This window comes from Pseudomonas grimontii, assembly GCF_007858185.1.
GTDB classification, from domain to species: domain Bacteria; phylum Pseudomonadota; class Gammaproteobacteria; order Pseudomonadales; family Pseudomonadaceae; genus Aquipseudomonas; species Aquipseudomonas grimontii.
In genome coordinates this window covers 178,198-197,383 of sequence record NZ_VFES01000009.1, presented here as the reverse complement: position 1 = coordinate 197,383, position 19,186 = coordinate 178,198, and the positions used below count along the sequence as shown (strand labels likewise).

Annotated in this window: 16 protein-coding genes and 1 riboswitch; of the genes, 8 read left to right on the top strand and 8 right to left on the bottom strand. The window is 60.4% G+C overall.

What is annotated here, in order from left to right; all coding sequences use genetic code 11:
* The first annotated feature begins 33 nt into the window (after positions 1 to 33).
* From relA to FIV39_RS16075, 3 genes are all read left to right on the top strand, one after another.
* Complete coding sequence (relA, locus tag FIV39_RS16085; RefSeq protein WP_027603791.1) at positions 34 to 2,277, top strand: GTP diphosphokinase; 2,244 nt, start codon at positions 34 to 36, stop codon at positions 2,275 to 2,277.
* 132 nt (positions 2,278 to 2,409) lie between these two features.
* Positions 2,410 to 3,243, top strand: coding sequence for a nucleoside triphosphate pyrophosphohydrolase (gene mazG, locus FIV39_RS16080; protein WP_090400130.1), 834 nt, complete (start codon positions 2,410 to 2,412; stop codon positions 3,241 to 3,243).
* 25 nt (positions 3,244 to 3,268) lie between these two features.
* Positions 3,269 to 3,814: a DUF2058 domain-containing protein gene (locus tag FIV39_RS16075; protein ID WP_028617375.1), complete on the top strand. Its 546-nt coding sequence runs from the start codon at positions 3,269 to 3,271 to the stop codon at positions 3,812 to 3,814.
* Between the two features lie 65 nt (positions 3,815 to 3,879).
* On the opposite strand, the gene FIV39_RS16070 is transcribed toward FIV39_RS16075, so the two are convergent.
* The 7 genes from FIV39_RS16070 to purM all read right to left on the bottom strand — a co-directional run bounded on the left by FIV39_RS16070 (position 3,880) and on the right by purM (position 12,413).
* Positions 3,880 to 6,000, bottom strand: a complete 2,121-nt coding sequence (locus tag FIV39_RS16070) for a TonB-dependent receptor (RefSeq protein WP_090400128.1) — start codon at positions 5,998 to 6,000, stop codon at positions 3,880 to 3,882.
* 11 nt (positions 6,001 to 6,011) lie between these two features.
* Positions 6,012 to 7,223: an MFS transporter gene (locus FIV39_RS16065; protein ID WP_090400126.1), complete on the bottom strand. Its 1,212-nt coding sequence runs from the start codon at positions 7,221 to 7,223 to the stop codon at positions 6,012 to 6,014.
* Entirely contained in the window at positions 7,213 to 9,138 is a 1,926-nt protein-coding gene (locus FIV39_RS16060) for an IucA/IucC family protein (RefSeq protein WP_090400124.1), read from the bottom strand. Before FIV39_RS16060 ends, FIV39_RS16065 begins: the two co-directional genes overlap by 11 nt.
* 382 nt (positions 9,139 to 9,520) lie before the next feature.
* Complete coding sequence (locus FIV39_RS16055; RefSeq protein ID WP_033900685.1) at positions 9,521 to 9,709, bottom strand: hypothetical protein; 189 nt, start codon at positions 9,707 to 9,709, stop codon at positions 9,521 to 9,523.
* A gap of 273 nt (positions 9,710 to 9,982) precedes the next feature.
* Positions 9,983 to 10,696 (bottom strand): DUF3108 domain-containing protein, encoded by a 714-nt coding sequence (locus FIV39_RS16050; protein WP_090400122.1) that lies wholly within the window; start codon positions 10,694 to 10,696, stop codon positions 9,983 to 9,985.
* 8 nt (positions 10,697 to 10,704) lie between these two features.
* On the bottom strand, positions 10,705 to 11,355 hold the full coding sequence (gene purN, locus FIV39_RS16045; protein ID WP_090400120.1) for a phosphoribosylglycinamide formyltransferase: 651 nt from the start codon (positions 11,353 to 11,355) through the stop codon (positions 10,705 to 10,707).
* Positions 11,355 to 12,413: a phosphoribosylformylglycinamidine cyclo-ligase gene (gene purM / locus FIV39_RS16040; RefSeq protein WP_014719398.1), complete on the bottom strand. Its 1,059-nt coding sequence runs from the start codon at positions 12,411 to 12,413 to the stop codon at positions 11,355 to 11,357. Before purM ends, purN begins: the two co-directional genes overlap by 1 nt.
* Before the next feature lie 354 nt (positions 12,414 to 12,767).
* On the opposite strand from purM, the gene FIV39_RS16035 reads away from it, so the two are divergent.
* The 5 genes from FIV39_RS16035 to FIV39_RS16015 all read left to right on the top strand — a co-directional run bounded on the left by FIV39_RS16035 (position 12,768) and on the right by FIV39_RS16015 (position 17,371).
* A complete protein-coding gene (locus FIV39_RS16035; protein WP_090400119.1) occupies positions 12,768 to 13,808 on the top strand; it encodes a DUF2066 domain-containing protein in 1,041 nt (346 codons plus the stop codon).
* 42 nt (positions 13,809 to 13,850) lie between these two features.
* The gene (locus FIV39_RS16030; RefSeq protein ID WP_090400117.1) at positions 13,851 to 14,924 is read left to right on the top strand and encodes an AI-2E family transporter; all 1,074 of its coding nucleotides are present in this window, start codon (positions 13,851 to 13,853) and stop codon (positions 14,922 to 14,924) included.
* A gap of 203 nt (positions 14,925 to 15,127) precedes the next feature.
* Positions 15,128 to 15,832 carry a DnaA regulatory inactivator Hda gene (gene hda / locus FIV39_RS16025; protein WP_027603798.1) on the top strand — a complete coding sequence of 235 codons (705 nt, stop codon included), beginning with the start codon at positions 15,128 to 15,130 and terminating at the stop codon, positions 15,830 to 15,832.
* A 213-nt stretch (positions 15,833 to 16,045) separates the two neighbouring features.
* Positions 16,046 to 16,690 carry a C40 family peptidase gene (locus tag FIV39_RS16020; RefSeq protein WP_053133099.1) on the top strand — a complete coding sequence of 215 codons (645 nt, stop codon included), beginning with the start codon at positions 16,046 to 16,048 and terminating at the stop codon, positions 16,688 to 16,690.
* A 144-nt stretch (positions 16,691 to 16,834) separates the two neighbouring features.
* A complete protein-coding gene (locus FIV39_RS16015; RefSeq protein WP_090400115.1) occupies positions 16,835 to 17,371 on the top strand; it encodes a C40 family peptidase in 537 nt (178 codons plus the stop codon).
* A gap of 134 nt (positions 17,372 to 17,505) precedes the next feature.
* Here FIV39_RS16015 and FIV39_RS16010 read toward each other — a convergent pair whose 3' ends face one another.
* On the bottom strand, positions 17,506 to 18,819 hold the full coding sequence (locus FIV39_RS16010; protein ID WP_090400113.1) for a PQQ-dependent sugar dehydrogenase: 1,314 nt from the start codon (positions 18,817 to 18,819) through the stop codon (positions 17,506 to 17,508).
* A gap of 99 nt (positions 18,820 to 18,918) precedes the next feature.
* A riboswitch (cobalamin riboswitch) is annotated at positions 18,919 to 19,177 on the top strand.
* The last annotated feature ends 9 nt before the right edge of the window (positions 19,178 to 19,186 follow it).

Below are 19,186 nucleotides of genomic sequence, written 5' to 3'. Positions count from 1 at the left end.
CATCCAAGGTGCGTCGTAGGGAAGGTAAGCAAGATGGTACAGGTGAGAGCACACCAGCCGATCAACACCGACGGCAGTATCAATCTCGAGGCATGGCTGGATCATGCCATCAGTGTCGACCCGGCACTGGACCGTGAAGCCTTGAAAGCAGCCTGCGAGTTCGCTCGTGAGTCTGAGCAACAAGACAATGCAGCGAAGAACCTGTGGGCCGAAGGCACTTCCAGCTTTCGCACCGGGTTGGAAATCGCCGAGATCCTTGCCGATCTCAAGCTGGACCAGGACTCGCTGATCGCCGCCGTGCTCTATCGCGGTGTGCGTGAAGGGCACATCCAGTTGCCGACCGTCAGCCAGCGTTTTGGCGCGGTTGTGGCCAAGCTGATCGACGGCGTGCTGCGCATGGCTGCCATCAGCGCTAGCCTCAGCCCGCGCCAGTCCATGGTGCTGGGCACCCAGGGCCAGGTGGAAAACCTGCGCAAGATGCTGGTGGCGATGGTCGACGACGTACGTGTCGCCCTGATCAAGCTGGCCGAGCGCACCTGCGCGATCCGTGCGGTGAAGACCGCCGACGACGAAAAGCGCAACCGCGTCGCCCGCGAAGTCTTCGACATCTACGCGCCGCTGGCCCACCGCCTGGGCATTGGCCATATCAAGTGGGAGCTGGAGGACTTGTCCTTCCGCTACCTCGAACCTGATCAATACAAACAGATCGCCACGCTGCTGCACGAGCGGCGGCTCGACCGCGAGCGCTTTATCAGCGACGTGATGGGCCAGTTGCGCGCCGAGTTGCAGGCCACCGGTGTCGACGCCGACATCAGCGGCCGCGCCAAACACATCTATTCGATCTGGCGCAAAATGCAGCGCAAGGGCCTGGCCTTCAGTCAGATCTACGACGTGCGCGCCGTGCGCGTGCTGGTGCCGGAAATGCGCGACTGCTACACCGCGCTGGGTATCGTCCATACGCTGTGGCGGCACATTCCCAAGGAGTTCGACGACTACATCGCCAACCCCAAGGAAAACGGCTATCGCTCGCTGCATACCGCAGTGATCGGCCCCGAGGGCAAGGTGCTGGAGGTGCAGATCCGCACCCACGCCATGCACGAAGAGGCGGAGCTGGGCGTGTGCGCGCACTGGCGCTACAAGGGCACCGACGTCAAGGCCGGGTCCAACCAGTACGAAGAGAAAATCTCCTGGCTGCGCCAAGTGCTGGAGTGGCACGAAGAACTCGGCGACATCGGCGGCCTGGCCGAACAGTTGCGTGTAGATATAGAGCCGGACCGGGTCTACATCTTCACCCCCGACGGCCATGCCATCGACTTGCCCAAGGGCGCTACGCCGCTGGATTTCGCCTACCGCGTGCACACCGAGATCGGCCATAACTGCCGGGGCGCCAAGATCAACGGGCGCATCGTACCGCTCAACTACAGCCTGCAAACCGGCGAGCAGGTCGAGATCATCACCAGCAAGCACGGCACGCCGAGCCGCGACTGGCTGAACCCGAACCTGGGCTACATCACCACATCGCGGGCGCGGGCCAAGATCGTGCATTGGTTCAAGTTGCAGGCGCGCGACCAGAACGTCGCCGCCGGCAAGACCCTGCTCGAACGCGAACTGGGTCGCTTGGGCCTGCCGCAGGTGGACTTCGACAAGTTGGCCGAAAAGGCCAACATGAAGATTGCCGAAGACATGTTCGCCGCCCTCGGTGCCGGCGACCTGCGCCTGGCGCAACTGGTCAACCTGGCCCAGCAACTGGTCGAGCCGGAGCGCGGCAACGAACAACTGGAGCTGATCCCACGCAAAGCTACCGGCTACAAGCCCGGCAAGCGCGGCGATATCCAGATCCAGGGCGTCGGTAACCTGCTGACGCAAATCGCCGGTTGCTGCCAGCCGTTGCCGGGGGATGCCATCGTCGGCTACATCACCCAGGGCCGTGGCGTGAGCATTCACCGCCAGGACTGCGCCTCGGTGCTGCAACTGGGTGGGCGCGAGCCGGAGCGGATTATCCAGGTCAGTTGGGGCCCGGTGCCGGTGCTCACCTACCCGGTGGATATCATCATTCGTGCCTACGACCGTTCCGGCCTGCTGCGTGACGTCTCGCAAGTGTTGCTCAATGAGCGCATCAACGTGCTGGCGGTCAATACCCGCTCGAATAAGGAGGACAACACTGCGTTGATGTCCCTGACCATCGAGATTCCGGGCCTGGACGCACTGGGGCGATTGCTGGGGCGGATTTCGCAGTTGCCGAACATCATTGAGACGCGGCGCAACCGCACCCCATGATTCGCGGAATGAATGCAGGCTAAATGTGGGAGGGGGCTTGCTCCCGATAGCAGGCTGTCAGTTGATACATCGGGTGGCTGACGCACTGCTATCGGGAGCAAGCCCCCTCCCAGACTGATCGGACACAGAAAGATGTATTCACTTGAAGACCTGCTGCACCTGATGAGCCGCCTGCGGGACCCGCAATACGGGTGCCCGTGGGACATCAAGCAAACCTACGCCACCATTGTCCCGCACACCCTGGAAGAGGCTTACGAAGTGGCCGACGCCATCGAGCGCGGCGACTTTGATCATCTGCAAGGTGAGTTGGGCGACCTGTTGTTCCAGGTGGTGTACTACAGCCAACTGGCGCGGGAAGAGGGGCGTTTCGAATTTGCCGGGGTGATCGACAGCATCACCCGCAAGCTGATTCGCCGTCATCCCCATGTGTTCCCGACCGGTGATCTGTATGCGCCACTGGATATTCCTCAACTGAGCGAAGAGCAGGTCAAGGAGCGTTGGGAGCAGATCAAGGCCGAGGAGCGCGCGGAAAAATCCGACGCGCCGGAGCAACTGTCCCTGCTGGACGATGTGCCGACCGCCTTGCCGTCCTTGTCCCGGGCCGCCAAATTGCAGAAGCGCGCGAGCCAGGTCGGCTTCGACTGGCCATCGGCCTTGCCGGTGGTGGATAACGTGCGCGAAGAGCTGGACGAAGTGCTCGAAGCCATGGCCGATAACGACGCGGTAGCCATCGCCGATGAAGTCGGTGACCTGCTGTTCGCGGCGGTCAACCTGGCCCGTCACCTCAAGGTCGACCCGGAAACAGCGCTGCGTGGCGCCAATGCCAAGTTCGAACGACGTTTCCGATTTATCGAACAGGCATTGCGCGATATGCATCAACCCATAGAAGATTGCACCCTCGAAGAGTTGGACGCCCTGTGGGGCGAAGCCAAACGTCAGGAAAAGAACGTGTCCAGCTGCGGTTGAGCAGTTGCCTAAGTGAGTAAGCACCATGAGCCTTTCCCTTCGCGACCAGTTGCTCAAAGCAGGTCTGGTCAACCAAAAGCAGGCCAAGCAGGTCGGCAAAGAAAAACAGAAGCAGCAGCGGCTGGTCCACAAGGGCCAGATCGAGGCCGATGACACCCAGGCCCGCCTGGCCGCCGAGGCGCATGCCGAGAAGGTCAAGCGTGACCAGGAGCTGAATCGCCAGCAACAGGAAAAAGCCGAGGCCAAGGCCCGTACGGCCCAGGTCAAGCAACTGATCGAGACCTCGCGCCTGCCTAAGCTGACCACCGAGGACTACTACAACTTCGTGGATGACAAGAAGGTCAAGCGCCTGTCGGTCAACACGTTGATGCGCAACAAGCTGAGCAACGGCTCCCTGGCTATCGTGCATCACGGTGGTGGCTACGAGGTGATCCCGCGTGAAGCCGCGCTGAAGATCCAGGAGCGCGCACCGGAGCGTATCGTGCAGCTCAACATCCTCACCGAAAGCCAGGTGCCGGATGAGGACGATCCGTACGCCGCTTACCAGATCCCGGATGATTTGATGTGGTAAGGCGGTAAAACAACAAACCCCGCTCAAAAGGCGGGGTTTGTGTTTTAGCCTGCAGCGTCAGGCTGTTACCAATCCACTGCATAACTCATGCTGAAGGTGCGACCCTCGGCGTTCGGGTAAGGCGCGCGGGCGTTGGCTTGGGCAAACATGTTCTGGTAGTTACGGTTGCTGAGGTTGTACACCGCACCTTCCAGGCGACCCACCGGCAGTCTGACGGAGCCCAACAGGTCGACCAGCGTGTACCCTTCGATATCGCGGCCGTTGTTGTCCTTGAACGCCGCGTCGTAGTCGGCCAGGCGCATGCCTTGCAAGCGCAGGCTGTAGTCGCCACGGTCATAGCCAACAAAGGCGGTCGTCTTGGCGGGGGCGATACGTGTTGCCGGCAAGTCGATCCATTGTCCGTTCTGGCGGGTTTCGCCTTTGGCGTAAGCATAAGTACCACCCACCGACCATTGATCGGTGACGTTGTACGTCAGGCTGGTTTCGATACCGCGTACGCGTTCTTTCTGGTTCACCAGGCGCAACACACGATCAGTGGCATCATAGAACTGAGTGACATCCGAGGTATTTTCATACGCGGTGACATTTGCCAGCCACTTGTCCCAATTACCACGCCAGCCCAGCTCGTAGCTGTCGACCTTCAGGGCCTGGGCATTCAGTTTTTGAATGTCGTAGGTGCTGTTGACGTCACGCAGGAAGCGCTGGATGTCCGGCAGGGAAAAGCCCTGGCTGAAGTTGACGAATACATCCTGGTTTTCGCTCAGGTGGTACACCGCCCCGAGGTTGTAGAGGGTGTCATCGTATTTGAGTGTGCCGCCGGGTAGTGTCGCGCGATTACCGGTCTGGACGATTTCGCCGTAAGCAGTGCTGTCGGCAATGTCGCTTTCGATCCACTCGCGGCGTACACCGCCACGCAGGGTCCAGTCACCGATGTCGTAGGACAGCTGGCCAAAGATGGCTTTGGTTGTTGTCTGGATGTCCGGCCCCAGTTCGAACGTGGTACCGGTCTTGGTGTAGGTGAGACCGTTGACCCGGTACTGGTCGCCACGCTGACGTGAGGTTTCATGATCATAATCGGCACCCCAGACCAGGTTGCCGGTCGCCGTGCCGATGTCCGGCATTTGCGTGTCGATGGCCGCTCGCAGGCCGTAAACATCTTGCACGCTGTTGTTGTCGGACACCCCCGCGCGGCCCCTGGACAGGTCGGGGAAGAACAACGCGTCGGCACGCCGCCAATAACTTTCAATCTGCAAGCCTTGGCCGTAGAAATCCTGATCGGCGTAATTGAGGTTCACTGCCTGGTTGTGGGTGTACGGTTGATCGTCCAGGTCCAGGCCTTTTACGGCGACGGCGGTGTTGGTGACGCGTGGGTTCTTGGTGTAACGCGTGTCTTGTTCGTCCTTGTAGTCTTGCAGGGACAGACTGATTTTCTTGTCGTCATCCAGCGCGTAGCCAAAGCGGCCTTGCAGGTCGTAGGTGTCGGTGTCCATGTTGCTGCCCTGGGACGTGTCCTGGGGAATGCGCTTGCCGTTGCCGTCGAACTGGTCATTGCGTTGCACAGTGTTGGCCGACAGATACCAATCCACCGGGCCGCTGCGGCCCGTGGCGCTTTGGAACGCTTCGTAGGAGAAACCTTTATGGCTGAAGTTGTTGCCGGTGGTCATGCCGATCTTGCTGCTCAACGCCAGGTCTTCACCTTTGTTGCGCTTGGTGATGATGTTGATGATGCCGCCTGACGCGCCCGCACCGTAGACACTGCTGGCGCCGGAAATGACTTCGATACGCTCGATGCTTTCCGGCGCAACGCTGTTGAGCTGGCGGAAGTTGTCACGTGTGGCGTTCTGGGAGACCCCGTCGATCAGGATCAGGGTATTGCGGCCGCGAAGTGTCTGGCCGAAGTTGCTCATGCCGCCGCTGGAAGGGGCGATGCCCGGTACCAATTGCCCGAGGATGTCTGCAACCCGGCGGCCGGCACCCGCTTGCTGGCGGATCTGGTCTTCGTTGATCACCTGCACCGAGCCAGGAATCGCCGCGATGCTGGTTTCACTGCGCGTGGCCGACACTACCGTTGCCTGCAGTTGCAGGTTGGTGGTGGCGGCTTGCGTACCTTCACTCTCATCGGCCCAGGCAGGCACGCTTATCGACCCTAGAAGCGGCAGCAGAACTGCCAGTTGCGATTTGTTCATGACCTTGCCTTTCAGTTATTAGAAGTATTGACAGAAAAACCGGATGTCTCAGGTGTTCGGGTGAACGAACGGATTGCGCGGATGCCCAGGGCGGCCAAGGCGTAAGTGAGCGCCACCAGCCAGAAGCTGTGCGCCAGACCCACGATTCCCATGCCGATACCGCCCATCAGCACGCCGCACAGCGCGCCGGCTTTGGCGGCGCTGTTGCCCAGGCCCAGGGCAAAGCCCTGCTGACTGGGCGCAACGGTGTTGGCGATCAACGTGTAGGCGACCGGCAGCAATGCACCCTGCCAAACGCCCCACAGTAGCCGGCTGGTGAGGAATCCCAGCCATTCGCTGGCCAGTGCCGTAAACGCCAGCGTCAAGGCACAGGACCACGTGACCCACTCGATGACGCGCAACGTGTGCGCCGGTTGATGCCGGTCGAACAGGCGCCCCCATAACGGTGCGGACAGCGCCAGGGTCAGTGCGCTGGCGGCATAGCTGGCGCCGATCAGCCACGCGGGGGCGTGTAACACGTCGGCGACGTACAAGGCGTAAAACGGCTGGGGCATCATCTTGGCCGCCTGGATCAACACGATGATTCCCAGCATCGCACCGAGCCAGCCTTTAGGCAGCGCGGTCGGTTTTGCGGTGCGTGCTGGTCGTGATCGTGGTGCGTCGGTGGGCAAGAACAGGCTGATCACCGCGCACAACACACACACCGCAGTGGCGCTGTAGCACAGCAGTGCAAAGCCCGAGACATCCATCAACCAGCCGCCCAACACCGGCCCGGCCAGAGAGCCCACGGCAGTCGCCGATTGCAGTCGAGCCAGAATGTGCCCGCGCCCGCCGTCGTCGCAGCAGGCCAGTGCATAGGCTTGCGCCGCTGCGATAAAACCGGCCAGTGCCCCTTGCGCTACCCTGATTGCCACGAGCAGCCAGGGATCGAAGGTAACGGCGGCCAGGCCCTGGCATACCGCCAACGCCAGCAGCGCCCGGATGATCATTGGCTTGTGCCCGGTACGGTCACCCAGTCGCCCCCACATGGGGGTCAGGATCATTGCCGCCATCATCGGCCCTGCGTACACCAGCGAGGACAGCAGGCCGGTGTACTGGGCATTGGCGACGCCGAGCAGTTTCTGGATTTGCAGCGGCCAGAAAGGTCCACTCATTTCCATGGCGCCCATCGACACCAACTGAATCACCACCAGCAGCCGCAGTGCGGTGTTGTTAGCCGGCATTGGCGGCGGCGCTCAGCGGGTTCGGCAAGCGCCCGACGATATCGGCATGGCTCTCCAACAGACGCATGCGCATGAACGACTTGGCTGGCCAGTCCTGCTCCAGCAAAGCCTTGCGCTCGGTCTCCCAGCGTTGTGGTTCGACGTCGTTGCGCAAGTCGTCGAAGCACTGGCTGACCTGTGCCGACAGTTCGTTCCAGAGCAGCACTTGGGGCACGTCGAAGTGGCGTGCGCTGAGCAACACGAGTTCGCCCAGGTGGCACATGAATACGGTGTGCAACAGCTTGTCGCGCACGAAACCGGCATCGTCGTACAGGGTCATCTTGGGATCGTGCAGTTCGATGTCCAGGCCATGGGCGTGCAAGGTTTTGCGGTCGATCCGGATATCCCCGAAATCACGCAATAGCAGGCGGCTCAACTGCCCGTCAGCCGCCATGACCATAAAGGAATTCTGCTGATGCGCTTCGAAGGCCACGCCATAACGCAAATACATGCCCAGCAGCGCCGGTACGGCAATCGAGGCGTAATCCCGAAAGAAGGCGAGCAGGGCATCTGTGTCGTCCTTGCCTTGGCTCAGACGTACCCATTGGCGCAGCAGCGGCTGCCCGTGCTGGTCGACCGCGAACAGGCTGCCTACCGGTACGGCCATTTCGCCCGGTTGGAGCAGGCTCTGGGGGGCGTCACGGTACAGTACGGCCAGGTGGCGAGAGTGTTCGTCATTGATCGGTTGCGGCTTGAAATGCACGCCGATCCGCTCGGGGACGATGCTGAGGATCTTCTGGATCGCCGGCTCACGCTCCAGGATCGCCAGCAGCAGGTGGCTGATCCGCGGGCCCATGCGCGCCGAACGTGGTGAAACAGTGCGCTGCACACTGGTCAGGCGCAGTGAAACTGGAAGTTTCACCATCGGTGCGTCACACCGACCTTCAGGCAGCACGGTCCTGAACGACATGGTTGGGTGGGCGGTGAACGCAACGATATCAGTCAGCACCAACAATCGATCGCCAATTTCGTTGGCGAATAGTTGAGGTAATTCCTGGCGCGCCTGCCAAGGGTGAGCGGGCAGCGGCAGATAATCCCCAGCCTCAAGGCCTTGAGCGGTCAACTGCGCCGTCAGTTGCCGGGCGGCCTGGGGGAAATGTTGTTGCCACCATTGCCAGTAATCTGCGGTGCCAGCCAGCATTTCGACATGGGCGAATTGGCGATGCAGAGCGCACAGGAATACCGGAAAACGTGCTTCGAATTCCGGTGAGAAATCGATGACCTGATCGGTATTCAAACCCAGTTTGGTCTTGTAGTTGGGGTGCCAGGGATGGCCCAGCGTGCCCCATTGCTCAAGCGTGGAGGTCGGATTGGTCACGCTGGGGTCATGCTTGAGGTAGCTCAAGAGGTTGCTTTGGTGTGTCGGGCCCATGGCCGTATGGAGCTTGAGTGTCCATTGCTCATGAAAGGCGAGGCACAGCGTGTCGTTGACAAAGCTGTCGTCGATTTCGGTGTTGAGGCGGTCCAGGACTTCCGGGTCTGCAGGTGATTCGAGGCTGCGGTTTAGCAGTGTCAGTAACTGCGACGGGAACTGAATATTCAGGTCAGGATGATCATCACGCAGCAGGGTGACCCGTCCACGCACGTCCCAGCTGGCCATGCGGCCGGGGCGCAGGTGCTCGAAACGCAGGCGGTTCTGGTCAGGCAGTGCGAGCCAGCATTGTCCGTGTTCGTCATAGGTGCGGGTGCTGGGGTCCAGCAATCCTTCACGAAACAGTGCTTGGATCAAACGTTGAAAGCTACGCTCGGCGGCGGGTGCCAGGGCGGTGATCAGAGCGTCGAGGGTGACGTTGTTAGCCTGAAATTGCGGGGTAGCAAGTGCTTCGCTCCAACGTTCAAGCAACGATTGTTCTGGGGTACGGCTGTGTCTGCGCATCAAGTGGAGTTCCCTATCCGTGAGCCTGGGTGAAAAGCGGCTGAATGTTATCGAGAACTATTACCAGTTGTCTATTTATTGTTACTTCCCTGCTGAAAGGATTTAGTCAGAGGCGCCAGGAGAGGAAGGTGGCGAACGATTCGGCTGACAAAAAAAGCACTGTCAAGTGGCGTCTAGGCCTCTGTAACGGGCTACTTCAGCGTCTGAATATTGCCGTGGAGGAGGTGGGCGAGAGGGGCGTGAAATGTATATTTTTCAATACAATTGTCGAGACTAAGGAAAAGACGCTCTGGATTAAAACGGCAAACCCCGCTCATTGGCGGGGTCTGTCATGTGCAGACGGCCTGGCTGCGTGGGCCGGCGTCTACTTGATTTCAGTGTTTCAGGAGCTTTCTGCCTGGCGTTTCATCTCAAGCGATTCAAGCTCGTTTTTATAATTATGAGCATCGCTCTCGTTGTGAAACATGCCGACCAGCAGGTCTTGTTGGTGGACATCCCAGATATGAATCCCATGGCCCAGCGCTTCGTGGGACATATGTTCGTCGTCGCGTTCAGTTACTTTTACAGTCATCTGCTTGCTCCAATTTCTGGTGGGTGTGCGGCAAGTCGTCGCAGGTCTTTTTATACGGTTTGTTAGCTTGCTAAGTAAACCGCTTTAGAGGTTTATGACAGAAGTTTCATGTTGGGCGCCATCGGGAGCAAGCCCCCTCCCACAGGGGAAGGTGTTCGCAGTTCAAATGTGGGAGGGGGCTTGCTCCCGATGACGGCAGACACTTGAACCCAAAACCCCCAGACGAAAAAAAGCCCCGCATTCAGCGAGGCTCTTCTCAGCTCATCAATCCAATCAGCTGCCCTTGATGGCCTTGCCGTCAACGGTGCCGTCTTGCAGCATGATGTTGTATTCCTTGCCGTCGGTTTCCACCTGACGCAGGGCTACCAGGATGCCACCCAGATCCTTGGCAAACCACATCTGGGTGATGCGCTTGCTTTGAGTCGGGTCGCGTACGCGCTCAACCTTGATCGCGTCAATGCTGCCGACCTTGGTCTGGACTTTTTCCGGGCCGATCACACGGAAGTCGTAAGTGTCGACGTCGGTGCCTTCAACCACGTTGTAGCTCATGCTTTTCTTGCCGGCTGCGACGTCGCGCTGCAGGGCCAACTGGTAGGTCGACTTGTCGAGCATGCCGCTTTGCAGGGGGACGTTGACCGGGTCTTTGTTTTCAAAGCCCGTGACTTTTTTGGTCGACGGGTCGAAGTCCAGGTTGATCTTCTTGGTCTTGCCCAGGCCGCCGCGTTCGAAGGAGTAGCTCTTCGGTTGCAGGGCGTCCTTGTCAAACAGGATCACGCTGGTTTCGGTCAGGCTGGCGATCATCATGGAAGCCTTGAAGTTCAAGGTCCAGGTGCCGTCACCATTCTTGGTCAGGCTGCGTTCTGCCGAACCACTCATGGGCAACTGTTTCCAGTCGGCGGTGTAGCTGGCGGAGAACGGGTGTAGATCTGCCGCTTGCACGGCAGGCAAGGCGAACAGCGCAAAAGCGAAGAGCAAGGCGCGACGCATAAAATCTCCTAGGTTCGAATCAAGTGGCCGCTGGCCGCAAGTAACTGACCGTCCAATAATGCACCCTGATTACCAAGAATCAACCGCCCCTCGGCAAACCAGCGAACAGCCAGCGGGTAAATCCTGTGTTCCTGGGTATGAACCCGTTGCGCAAGTGTCTGCGCCGAGTCGTCCGACTCTACCGGAACCACTGCCTGTACGACCAGAGGCCCGCCATCGAGTTCCTCGGTGACGAAGTGCACGCTGCAGCCATGCTCGCTGTCACCCGCATCCAGCGCGCGCTGGTGCGTGTGCATGCCTTTGTACTTGGGCAAAAGGGAAGGGTGGATATTCAGCAGCCGCCCTTCGTAGTGCCGCACGAAATCGGCGCTGAGGATGCGCATGAAACCGGCCAGTACCACGAGCTTGGGGGTGAAAGCGTCGATCAGTTCGACCAAGGCGCTGTCGAAGGCCTCGCGGCCTTCGAAAGCCTTGTGATCCAGCGAGCGGGTTTCGATACCCGCGTCCCTGGCGCGTTGCAGGCCGTAGGCGTCGCTGCGGTTGGAGATCACCGCAGCGATGCGCACCGGGCTGTCGCCGGTGCGCGTGCTGTCGATCAGGGCCTGCAAGTTACTGCCGGTGCCGGAGAGCAGCACCACGACATCACAGGTCTGAGGCATCAGTGAGCCTTGAGGTTCTTCAGTTCAACCTGAGCCGCGCCTTCGGCAGCGGTGGCGATCTGGCCGATGACCCAAGGCTGCTCGCCCGCTTCACGCAGGACGTTCAGCGCGGTTTCAACGTGTTCCTGCGCCACGCAGATCACCATGCCCACACCGCAGTTCAGCACGCGGTGCATCTCGGTTTCATTGACGTTGCCTTTCTCTTGCAGCCAGTCGAAGACCGCAGGACGCTGCCAGCTGGCCACGTCGACGATCGCCTGGGCGCCTTTTGGCAGTACGCGCGGGATGTTGTCCAGCAGGCCGCCGCCGGTGATGTGGGCCATGGCCTTGACCGCGCCGGTGTCCTTGATCAGCTTGAGCAGTGGCTTGACGTAGATGCGGGTCGGGGCCATCAGCAGGTCGGTCAGCGGTTTGCCGTCGAGCTGGATGTTCTCGATGTCGGCACCGGACACTTCGATGATCTTGCGGATCAGCGAGTAGCCGTTGGAGTGCGGGCCGGACGATGGCAGGGCAAGCAGGGCGTCGCCGGCAGCCACTTTGGAGCCGTCGATGATTTCAGCCTTTTCGACCACGCCGACGCAGAAGCCGGCCAGGTCGTAGTCTTCGCCTTCGTACATGCCTGGCATTTCAGCGGTTTCGCCGCCGACCAGGGAGCAACCCGACAGTTCGCAGCCGGCGCCGATGCCGGTCACCACCTGGGTGGCGGTCTCGACGTTCAGCTTGCCGGTGGCATAGTAGTCGAGGAAGAACAACGGCTCGGCACCGCATACCACCAGGTCGTTGACGCACATGGCCACCAGGTCGATGCCGATGCTGTCGTGCTTGTTCAGGTTCAGTGCCAGGCGCAGCTTGGTGCCCACACCGTCGGTGCCGGAAACCAATACAGGCTGCTTGTAGCCGGCCGGGATCTCGCAGAGGGCGCCAAAACCGCCCAGGCCGCCCATGACTTCGGGGCGCGCAGTGCGCTTGGCAACGCTCTTGATGCGTTCGACCAATGCTTCACCGGCGTCGATGTCTACACCGGCGTCCTTGTAGCTCAGGGAGGGTTGCTTGCTCATGATCCAGGCCTTTAGGGGGGATTCAGGGGTAACGACCGAGCGGGCAGGCACTTTTGGTAAAAGGCCCAGCCGTTGACGGTCTGCGAAGGCGCGCGATTTTATCAGGCTTGAGGGGCAGCGGCCATCCTCGGGCCGACGGGCAGGGCCATATAGGCTAAAAAAACCAAGTCAAAAAGCCAATCGCCTCTGCCATGGCACGTATTAAGGTATAGCCTTGAATCCGCTATCGTTATGACGTAGCGAAAACTTACCAGGACCTTGTGAATGTTTTACCGGTCGCTGTGGTCACAGCCTTGGCAAACCGAGTTCACGCGGTCTGTTCCAGCCGCTAAATCTGTTGTTCGGGAATCCTCCATGCGTCTGTGTAAATTCTTCTTTGTAGGCTGCCTGTCGTTAGTCAGCCTGGCGAGTCATGCCGAAACCCTCAATGGTCTTTATCAAGTACTTGAACCGGTCAGCAGCCAGTCTCCGCAAGAGCGAGACCAGGCCACCCAGCGCGCGGTGCAGACCTTGGTCATTCGCCTCACCGGCGATGCCAAGGCTGCCGACGGCCCGGGCCTTGCGGCGGTTCGCAAGGACCCGCAGCAAATTATCAGCCAATACGGCTACGACGCCGGCCCACCCGAGAGCCTGCAAGTGGACTTCGATCCGGTCAGCACCGATCGCGTCTTGCGCGAAGCGGGCTTGTCGATCTGGGGCAGTAACCGGCCGTCGATCCTCGGCTGGTGGCTGAACGACTCCACCGAAGGCAGCAGCCTCGTCGGCGATGGCCAGGCTGCCGCACAGGCCCTGCGCCGCGCGGCACAACACCGTGGCTTGCCGTTGCGCCTGCCGCTGGGGGACCTGGATGAACAGGTCGTCGCCACGGCGCCGAATCTGGAAAGTGCCGATGCCACGCCGTTGCGCGCCGCGTCCGAGCGCTACGGTGCCGACGCCTTGCTCGCCGTGCATGCGCGCCAGGAAGGCAATCAATGGCAGGCCAAATGGCGCCTGTGGTTGGGTGACAAGAGCGAGCAGGGCACTGCGCAAGGCGCCGACACTGGCGCGCTGGCTGATGCGGTCATGCTGGCAGTCAGCCAAAAACTCGCGCCGCGCTTTGCGGTCAAGCCTGGCGTGAGCACCGAACAACTGCTGGAAGTGCAGGGCATGAACCTGGAGCGCTATGCGGCCCTGGGGCATCTGCTCGAGCCGTTTGGTGGCCAACCGCAGCGCGTGGAGGGGGATCGTATTGTGTATCGGGTCCACGGCAGCGCCGATCAGTTGCGTACCCAGTTGAGCCTGGCCAAGTTGCAGGAGGTGCCGGCAGGTGAGGCCCCCGCGCAGCAGCCCGTGGTCGATGGCACACAACCGGCAGCGGCTCCTGAACCCCAGGCGCAACTGCGTTTTCGTTGGTAAACGTTCTTCCTATATAGATAGAAGCAGATAATGGAGTGGTTTATGGCGGATACGCGTCGTTGGGTGTGGCTTGGCGGGATCGTCCTGCTGTGCGTGTTTGTGTTCTTGCTGCATTCGATCCTGACGCCGTTCCTGGTTGCGTTGCTGCTCGCCTATCTGTTCGATCCCGTGGTGGATCGCCTGGAGAAAGCCGGTCTGTCGCGGACATTGGGTGTGGTTGCAGTGTTTGCGCTGTTCACGTTGATCATCACCGCGCTGGTGCTGGTGCTGGTGCCGATGCTGGCCAAGCAACTGTTCCGACTCTATGAGCTGGCACCGCAGATGCTCGACTGGCTGCAGCACACGGCGATGCCGTGGGCTCAAACCAAGCTCGGGCTGGCGGATGGTTTCTGGAAGTTCGACAAGGTCAAGGCGGCGATCAGCGAGCACATGGGCCAGACCACAGATATTGTGGGTGTGATCCTCAGCCAGGCGACCGCGTCCAGCCTGGCACTGATCGGCTGGCTGACCAACCTGGTGCTGATTCCGGTGGTGGCGTTCTACCTGCTGCGCGATTGGGACATCATGATGGCCAAGATCCGCAGCCTGCTGCCGCGCAACCGTGAGGAGCGCATCGTGGCCCTGGCCGGCGAGTGCCATGAGGTGCTTGGCGCCTTTGTGCGCGGGCAGTTGCTGGTGATGCTGGCGCTGGGGATCATCTACGCGGCAGGCTTGATGGCCATCGGCCTGGAGCTGGGCTTGTTGATCGGCTTGATCGCCGGCCTTGCCGCTATCGTGCCGTATATGGGCTTTGTGATTGGTATCGGTGCGGCGCTGGTGGCCGGGCTGTTCCAGTTTGGCGGCGACCTTTACCCGATGCTGGGGATTGTCGCGGTGTTCATGGTCGGCCAGGCCTTGGAGGGCATGGTGCTCACGCCGTTACTGGTGGGGGACCGGATTGGCCTGCACCCGGTGGCGGTGATCTTTGCGATCCTGGCGGGCGGCGAGCTGTTCGGCTTTACCGGCATCCTGCTGGCACTGCCGGTGGCGGCGGTGATCATGGTGCTGGTGCGTCATGTGCACGATCTGTACAAGGATTCCGACGCCTATACGGGGGTCGAAGACCCCGACCTGTAAACGCTGCGTCACAAACCCGGCTTCGGCCGGGTTTGTTGTTTGTGGGGCTATGGCGTCAAACAATCCGCGTAAAACCGGCGAGTTAACGCAAACCTTTGATTTTGCTTGTGGTCTGCTGCATTGTGCGCCCGGCGTCACGGGTATAAACTTTGCAAACTTTACACAGAGGCCACTAACGGTTCGATGGGAGCCGTTCAGTCAGCATGAAACCGATTCAGCTGCCCTTAGGTGTGCGTCTGCGTGATGACGCTACCTTTATCAATTACTACCCAGGCGCCAATGCCGCTGCACTCGGCTATGTCGAGCGGCTCTGCGAAGCCGACGCCGGGTGGACCGAAAGCCTGATCTATCTGTGGGGTAAGCACGGCGTGGGGCGTACCCACCTGTTGCAGGCCGCTTGCCTGCGTTTCGAGCAGATGGGCGAGCCGGCGGTTTACCTGCCCCTGGCCGAGTTGATGGATCGCGGTATCGGGATCTTCGACAACCTTGAGCAATATGAGCTGGTGTGCCTGGACGATCTTCAGGCAGTGGCCGGCAAGGCGGATTGGGAAGAGGCGCTGTTCCATCTGTTCAACCGCTTGCGTGACAGCGGCCGGCGCTTGTTGATCGCCGCCTCTACCTCGCCACGCGAGTTGCCGGTGAAACTGGCTGACCTCAAGTCGCGCCTGACCCTGGCGCTGATCTTCCAGATGCGCCCGCTGTCCGACGAAGACAAATTACGCGCCCTGCAATTGCGCGCATCCCGTCGCGGCCTGCACCTCACCGATGAAGTCGGGCACTTTATCCTCACCCGGGGCACCCGCAGCATGAGCGCGTTGTTCGATTTGCTCGAACAGCTCGACCAGGCCTCTTTGCAGGCCCAGCGCAAGCTGACCATCCCCTTTCTCAAGGAAACCCTCGGCTGGTAGCCCGCCCTTTGTTTTCGGGGCTTTCGGCGAATTACAGGCGCCAAAAAACCCGCGTTTGGGCCGGTTTGGCCACGCAAATGGGTTGCATAGGGTGTTAAGGGCTTAGATGTCATAGTCCAAACAAGAAGTCACATAAAATACGATTGAATTTGCAAATCGATGTGATAGAGGGCATAGTCTCGGCTTCTTTACACATCAGCCACGGTCGTGCCCATGCTAAATCGCTTCGCACCCCTCGTGCCCCTCGCACTCGTTACCCTGTTGTTTGGTTGCGCCTCCCACCCTCAACAGGTGGTTGAGCAGCAAAAAACTCAACAACAGTCCCAGGCAAAATTCGTTGCTGCGCAGTCTGCTTCTGTTTATGAAGAGACTCTTTATAAAGAAGAGCAAGCAACCGAAAAGGAACTGGCCGATTTCTCCGGCAACAAGCCTTACCAGCTTCCAGTTCTGGCCGACAGCATCCTCGAACGCGGCATGTCCCTGATCGGTACCCGTTACCGTTTCGGCGGTACCTCTGAAGCCGGTTTCGATTGCAGCGGTTTCATCGGCTACCTGTTTCGTGAAGAAGCTGGCATGAACCTGCCACGCTCCACTCGCGAAATGATCAACGTGAAAGCACCGTTGGTCGCACGCAACAACCTCAAGCCCGGTGATCTGCTTTTCTTCAGTACTGCAGGCCGTGGTCGTGTGAGTCACGCCGGTATCTACCTGGGCGATAACCAGTTTATCCACTCCAGCAGCCGTCGCAGTGGCGGTGTTCGAGTCGACAGCCTGGGCGACAGCTACTGGAGCAAAACCTTCATCGAAGCCAAGCGCGCACTCGCCATGGCCCCGACTACGGTTACCGCCAGCAAGTAAACTTAAAGTGTTACTTGAAGTTTGACGTGTAAGCGCTAGAATCCCTGGACATTGTTGTAATCCGTTCGCGCGAGCTTTGCTTGCGCGTTCTGGTTTTCAGCGTTCGGCAGCGATAGCCGCATCCAGACCAGGATTGTTCTGCACATGTCGACCTCAGCCCGCCTGATCCTTATTCTCTGCGCCGCGCTTATCAGCGCCTGCGCCAGCCGGCCGCCACCCGCTCCCGTTGCGGTCAAGCCCAAGCCGCTATTCAACTATTCCACCCAGAATTTCTCGCCTGCGGCCGAAGACGTGCTCTTTCGTGCGCTGGGCCTGGTCGGCACGCCTTACCGTTGGGGCGGCAACACGCCGGACTCGGGTTTTGATTGCAGCGGCCTGATCGGCTTCGTCTTCCGCGACGCCGCCGGCATCTCCCTGCCGCGCACCACCCGCGAACTGATCGTGATGCGCGCCCAGGATGTCAGCGAGCAGAACCTGCAGACCGGCGACCTGCTGTTCTTCGCCACCGGTGGCGGTTCCCAGGTCAGCCACGCCGGGATCTATGTGGGTGAAGGCCGCTTTGTCCATGCGCCGCAAACCGGCGGTACGGTGAAGCTGGATACTTTGTCCAAGGCGTATTGGCAGAATGCCTACCTGAGCGCCAAGCGTGTGTTGCCGGCAAATCTGGCACGCAACCCCTGAACCAAACACCGAACTAAATGTGGGAGGGGGCTTGCCCCCGATAGCAGTGGGTCAGGCACAGATACTGTGACTGATACTTCGCTATCGGGGGCAAGCCCCCTCCCACATTGGTTTTATGTTGCGTCTGGGGGCGTTTATTTAGCCGCCGACACCCGCCACACCTTATTCCCCACGTCATCCGCCACCAGCAAATCCCCTTGCTGATCAATCACCACGCCCACCGGGCGGCCCATGGCTTTCTCATCTTTATCGAGGAACCCGGTCAGCACATCCACTGGCTGGCCTTTAGGCTGGCCTGCCTCGAACGGCACGAAGATGACCTTGTAGCCACTGTGCGGCTTGCGATTCCACGAACCATGCTGGCCGATGAACGCGCCGTTGCTGAACGGCGCCGGGAGTTTGCTGCCCTCGGCAAATGTCAGGCCCAAAGAAGCGGTGTGAGGCCCGACCGCATAGTCCGGCGCAATTGCCTTGGCGACCAGGTCCAGGTTTTGCGGTGTGACGCGCACATCCACATGCTGGCCGTAATAGCTGAACGGCCAGCCGTAGAACCCGCCGTCCTTGACCGAGGTGATGTAGTCCGGCACCAGGTCGCTGCCGATCTCATCGCGCTCGTTTACCGCTGTCCATAGCTTGCCGCTCTGGGGTTCCCAGGCCATGCCGTTAGGGTTACGCAGGCCGGAAGCAAAAATGCGGTGCTGGCCGCTGGCGCGGTCCACTTCCCAGATGGCCGCCCGGCCCTGTTCCGCTTCAAGGCCGTTTTCGCCGACGTTACTGTTGGAGCCGACGCTCACATACAGTTTGCTGCCGTCCTTGCTGGCGACCACGTTCTTGGTCCAGTGGTGATTGATGCTGCCGCCTGGCAGGTCGACCACCTTGGTGCCAGGTGCCTTGATCGCGGTTTCGCCCGCTTGATAGGGGAAGCGCAGCAGCTTGTCCGAATCGGCCACGTACAGGTCATTGCCGACCAGTGTCATGCCGAACGGTGAGTTGAGGTTTTCCAGGAACACCGTGCGGGTCTCGGCGACGCCATCGTGATCGGCATCGCGCAGCAGGGTGATGCGGTTCGGGCTTGGTACCCCGGCGCCGGCACGGCCCATGACCTTCTCCATGACCCAGCCGCGAATGCCCGTGGAATCATCCGGCTTGGGCGGCGCATTGGTTTGCGCCACGAGCACATCGCCGTTGGGCAGCACATACAGCCAGCGCGGGTGGTCCAGGCCTTCGGCGAACGCCGCCACTTGGGTGCCGGCCGCGGCTGTCGGCTTCACGCCCTCTGGCCAGCCGATTGCCGGGGCGATGTTCACGGTGGGGATCAGGGTTTTGTTCGGCTCTGGTAGCTGGGGCGACGGCCCGGTGCCATCGGACACCTGCAGGGTGGAGCTTTCACCGCAGGCGGCGAGGCTGCCGGCGAGCATGATGAGTAGGGCGAATCTGGTTTTTTGCATGGTGTTCTCCTTGATACCTGTAAGGGTAGAGGAGAGCGGCGGTGCGATGGTTCAAGTGCAAGGCCAGCTTTAATTGACGCTCCACCCCCAACCCACTAACCTTCGCGGCTTGTTCCAGGTGCTCTGTGACCCATGGGTCGACAGAGTGAAACAGGGAAGCCGGTGAGTGAGCGCACTTGTACACAGTGCTGCCGCGATTCCGGCGCTGCCCCCGCAACGGTAAATGAGTCAAGACGGTGCCTTTTGCCACTGTATCGCCCGCGATATGGGAAGGCGCGCCGTCGGCGTGTTCGCGCTGTAGATGAGAACAAGCGCGCCACTCATGAGCCCGGAGACCGGCCTGGATCATCCAACAGCATCACGGTGG

What these genes read in the sequence shown, in the direction of transcription:
- relA (WP_027603791.1), top strand. Translation starts at nt 34, where the DNA reads ATGGTACAGGTGAGAGCACACCAGCCGATCAACACCGACGGCAGTATC.
- mazG (WP_090400130.1), top strand. Translation starts at nt 2,410, where the DNA reads ATGTATTCACTTGAAGACCTGCTGCACCTGATGAGCCGCCTGCGGGAC.
- FIV39_RS16075 (WP_028617375.1), top strand. Translation starts at nt 3,269, where the DNA reads ATGAGCCTTTCCCTTCGCGACCAGTTGCTCAAAGCAGGTCTGGTCAAC.
- FIV39_RS16070 (WP_090400128.1), bottom strand. Translation starts at nt 6,000, where the DNA reads ATGAACAAATCGCAACTGGCAGTTCTGCTGCCGCTTCTAGGGTCGATA.
- FIV39_RS16065 (WP_090400126.1), bottom strand. Translation starts at nt 7,223, where the DNA reads ATGCCGGCTAACAACACCGCACTGCGGCTGCTGGTGGTGATTCAGTTG.
- FIV39_RS16060 (WP_090400124.1), bottom strand. Translation starts at nt 9,138, where the DNA reads ATGCGCAGACACAGCCGTACCCCAGAACAATCGTTGCTTGAACGTTGG.
- FIV39_RS16055 (WP_033900685.1), bottom strand. Translation starts at nt 9,709, where the DNA reads ATGACTGTAAAAGTAACTGAACGCGACGACGAACATATGTCCCACGAA.
- FIV39_RS16050 (WP_090400122.1), bottom strand. Translation starts at nt 10,696, where the DNA reads ATGCGTCGCGCCTTGCTCTTCGCTTTTGCGCTGTTCGCCTTGCCTGCC.
- purN (WP_090400120.1), bottom strand. Translation starts at nt 11,355, where the DNA reads ATGCCTCAGACCTGTGATGTCGTGGTGCTGCTCTCCGGCACCGGCAGT.
- purM (WP_014719398.1), bottom strand. Translation starts at nt 12,413, where the DNA reads ATGAGCAAGCAACCCTCCCTGAGCTACAAGGACGCCGGTGTAGACATC.
- FIV39_RS16035 (WP_090400119.1), top strand. Translation starts at nt 12,768, where the DNA reads ATGCGTCTGTGTAAATTCTTCTTTGTAGGCTGCCTGTCGTTAGTCAGC.
- FIV39_RS16030 (WP_090400117.1), top strand. Translation starts at nt 13,851, where the DNA reads ATGGCGGATACGCGTCGTTGGGTGTGGCTTGGCGGGATCGTCCTGCTG.
- hda (WP_027603798.1), top strand. Translation starts at nt 15,128, where the DNA reads ATGAAACCGATTCAGCTGCCCTTAGGTGTGCGTCTGCGTGATGACGCT.
- FIV39_RS16020 (WP_053133099.1), top strand. Translation starts at nt 16,046, where the DNA reads ATGCTAAATCGCTTCGCACCCCTCGTGCCCCTCGCACTCGTTACCCTG.
- FIV39_RS16015 (WP_090400115.1), top strand. Translation starts at nt 16,835, where the DNA reads ATGTCGACCTCAGCCCGCCTGATCCTTATTCTCTGCGCCGCGCTTATC.
- FIV39_RS16010 (WP_090400113.1), bottom strand. Translation starts at nt 18,819, where the DNA reads ATGCAAAAAACCAGATTCGCCCTACTCATCATGCTCGCCGGCAGCCTC.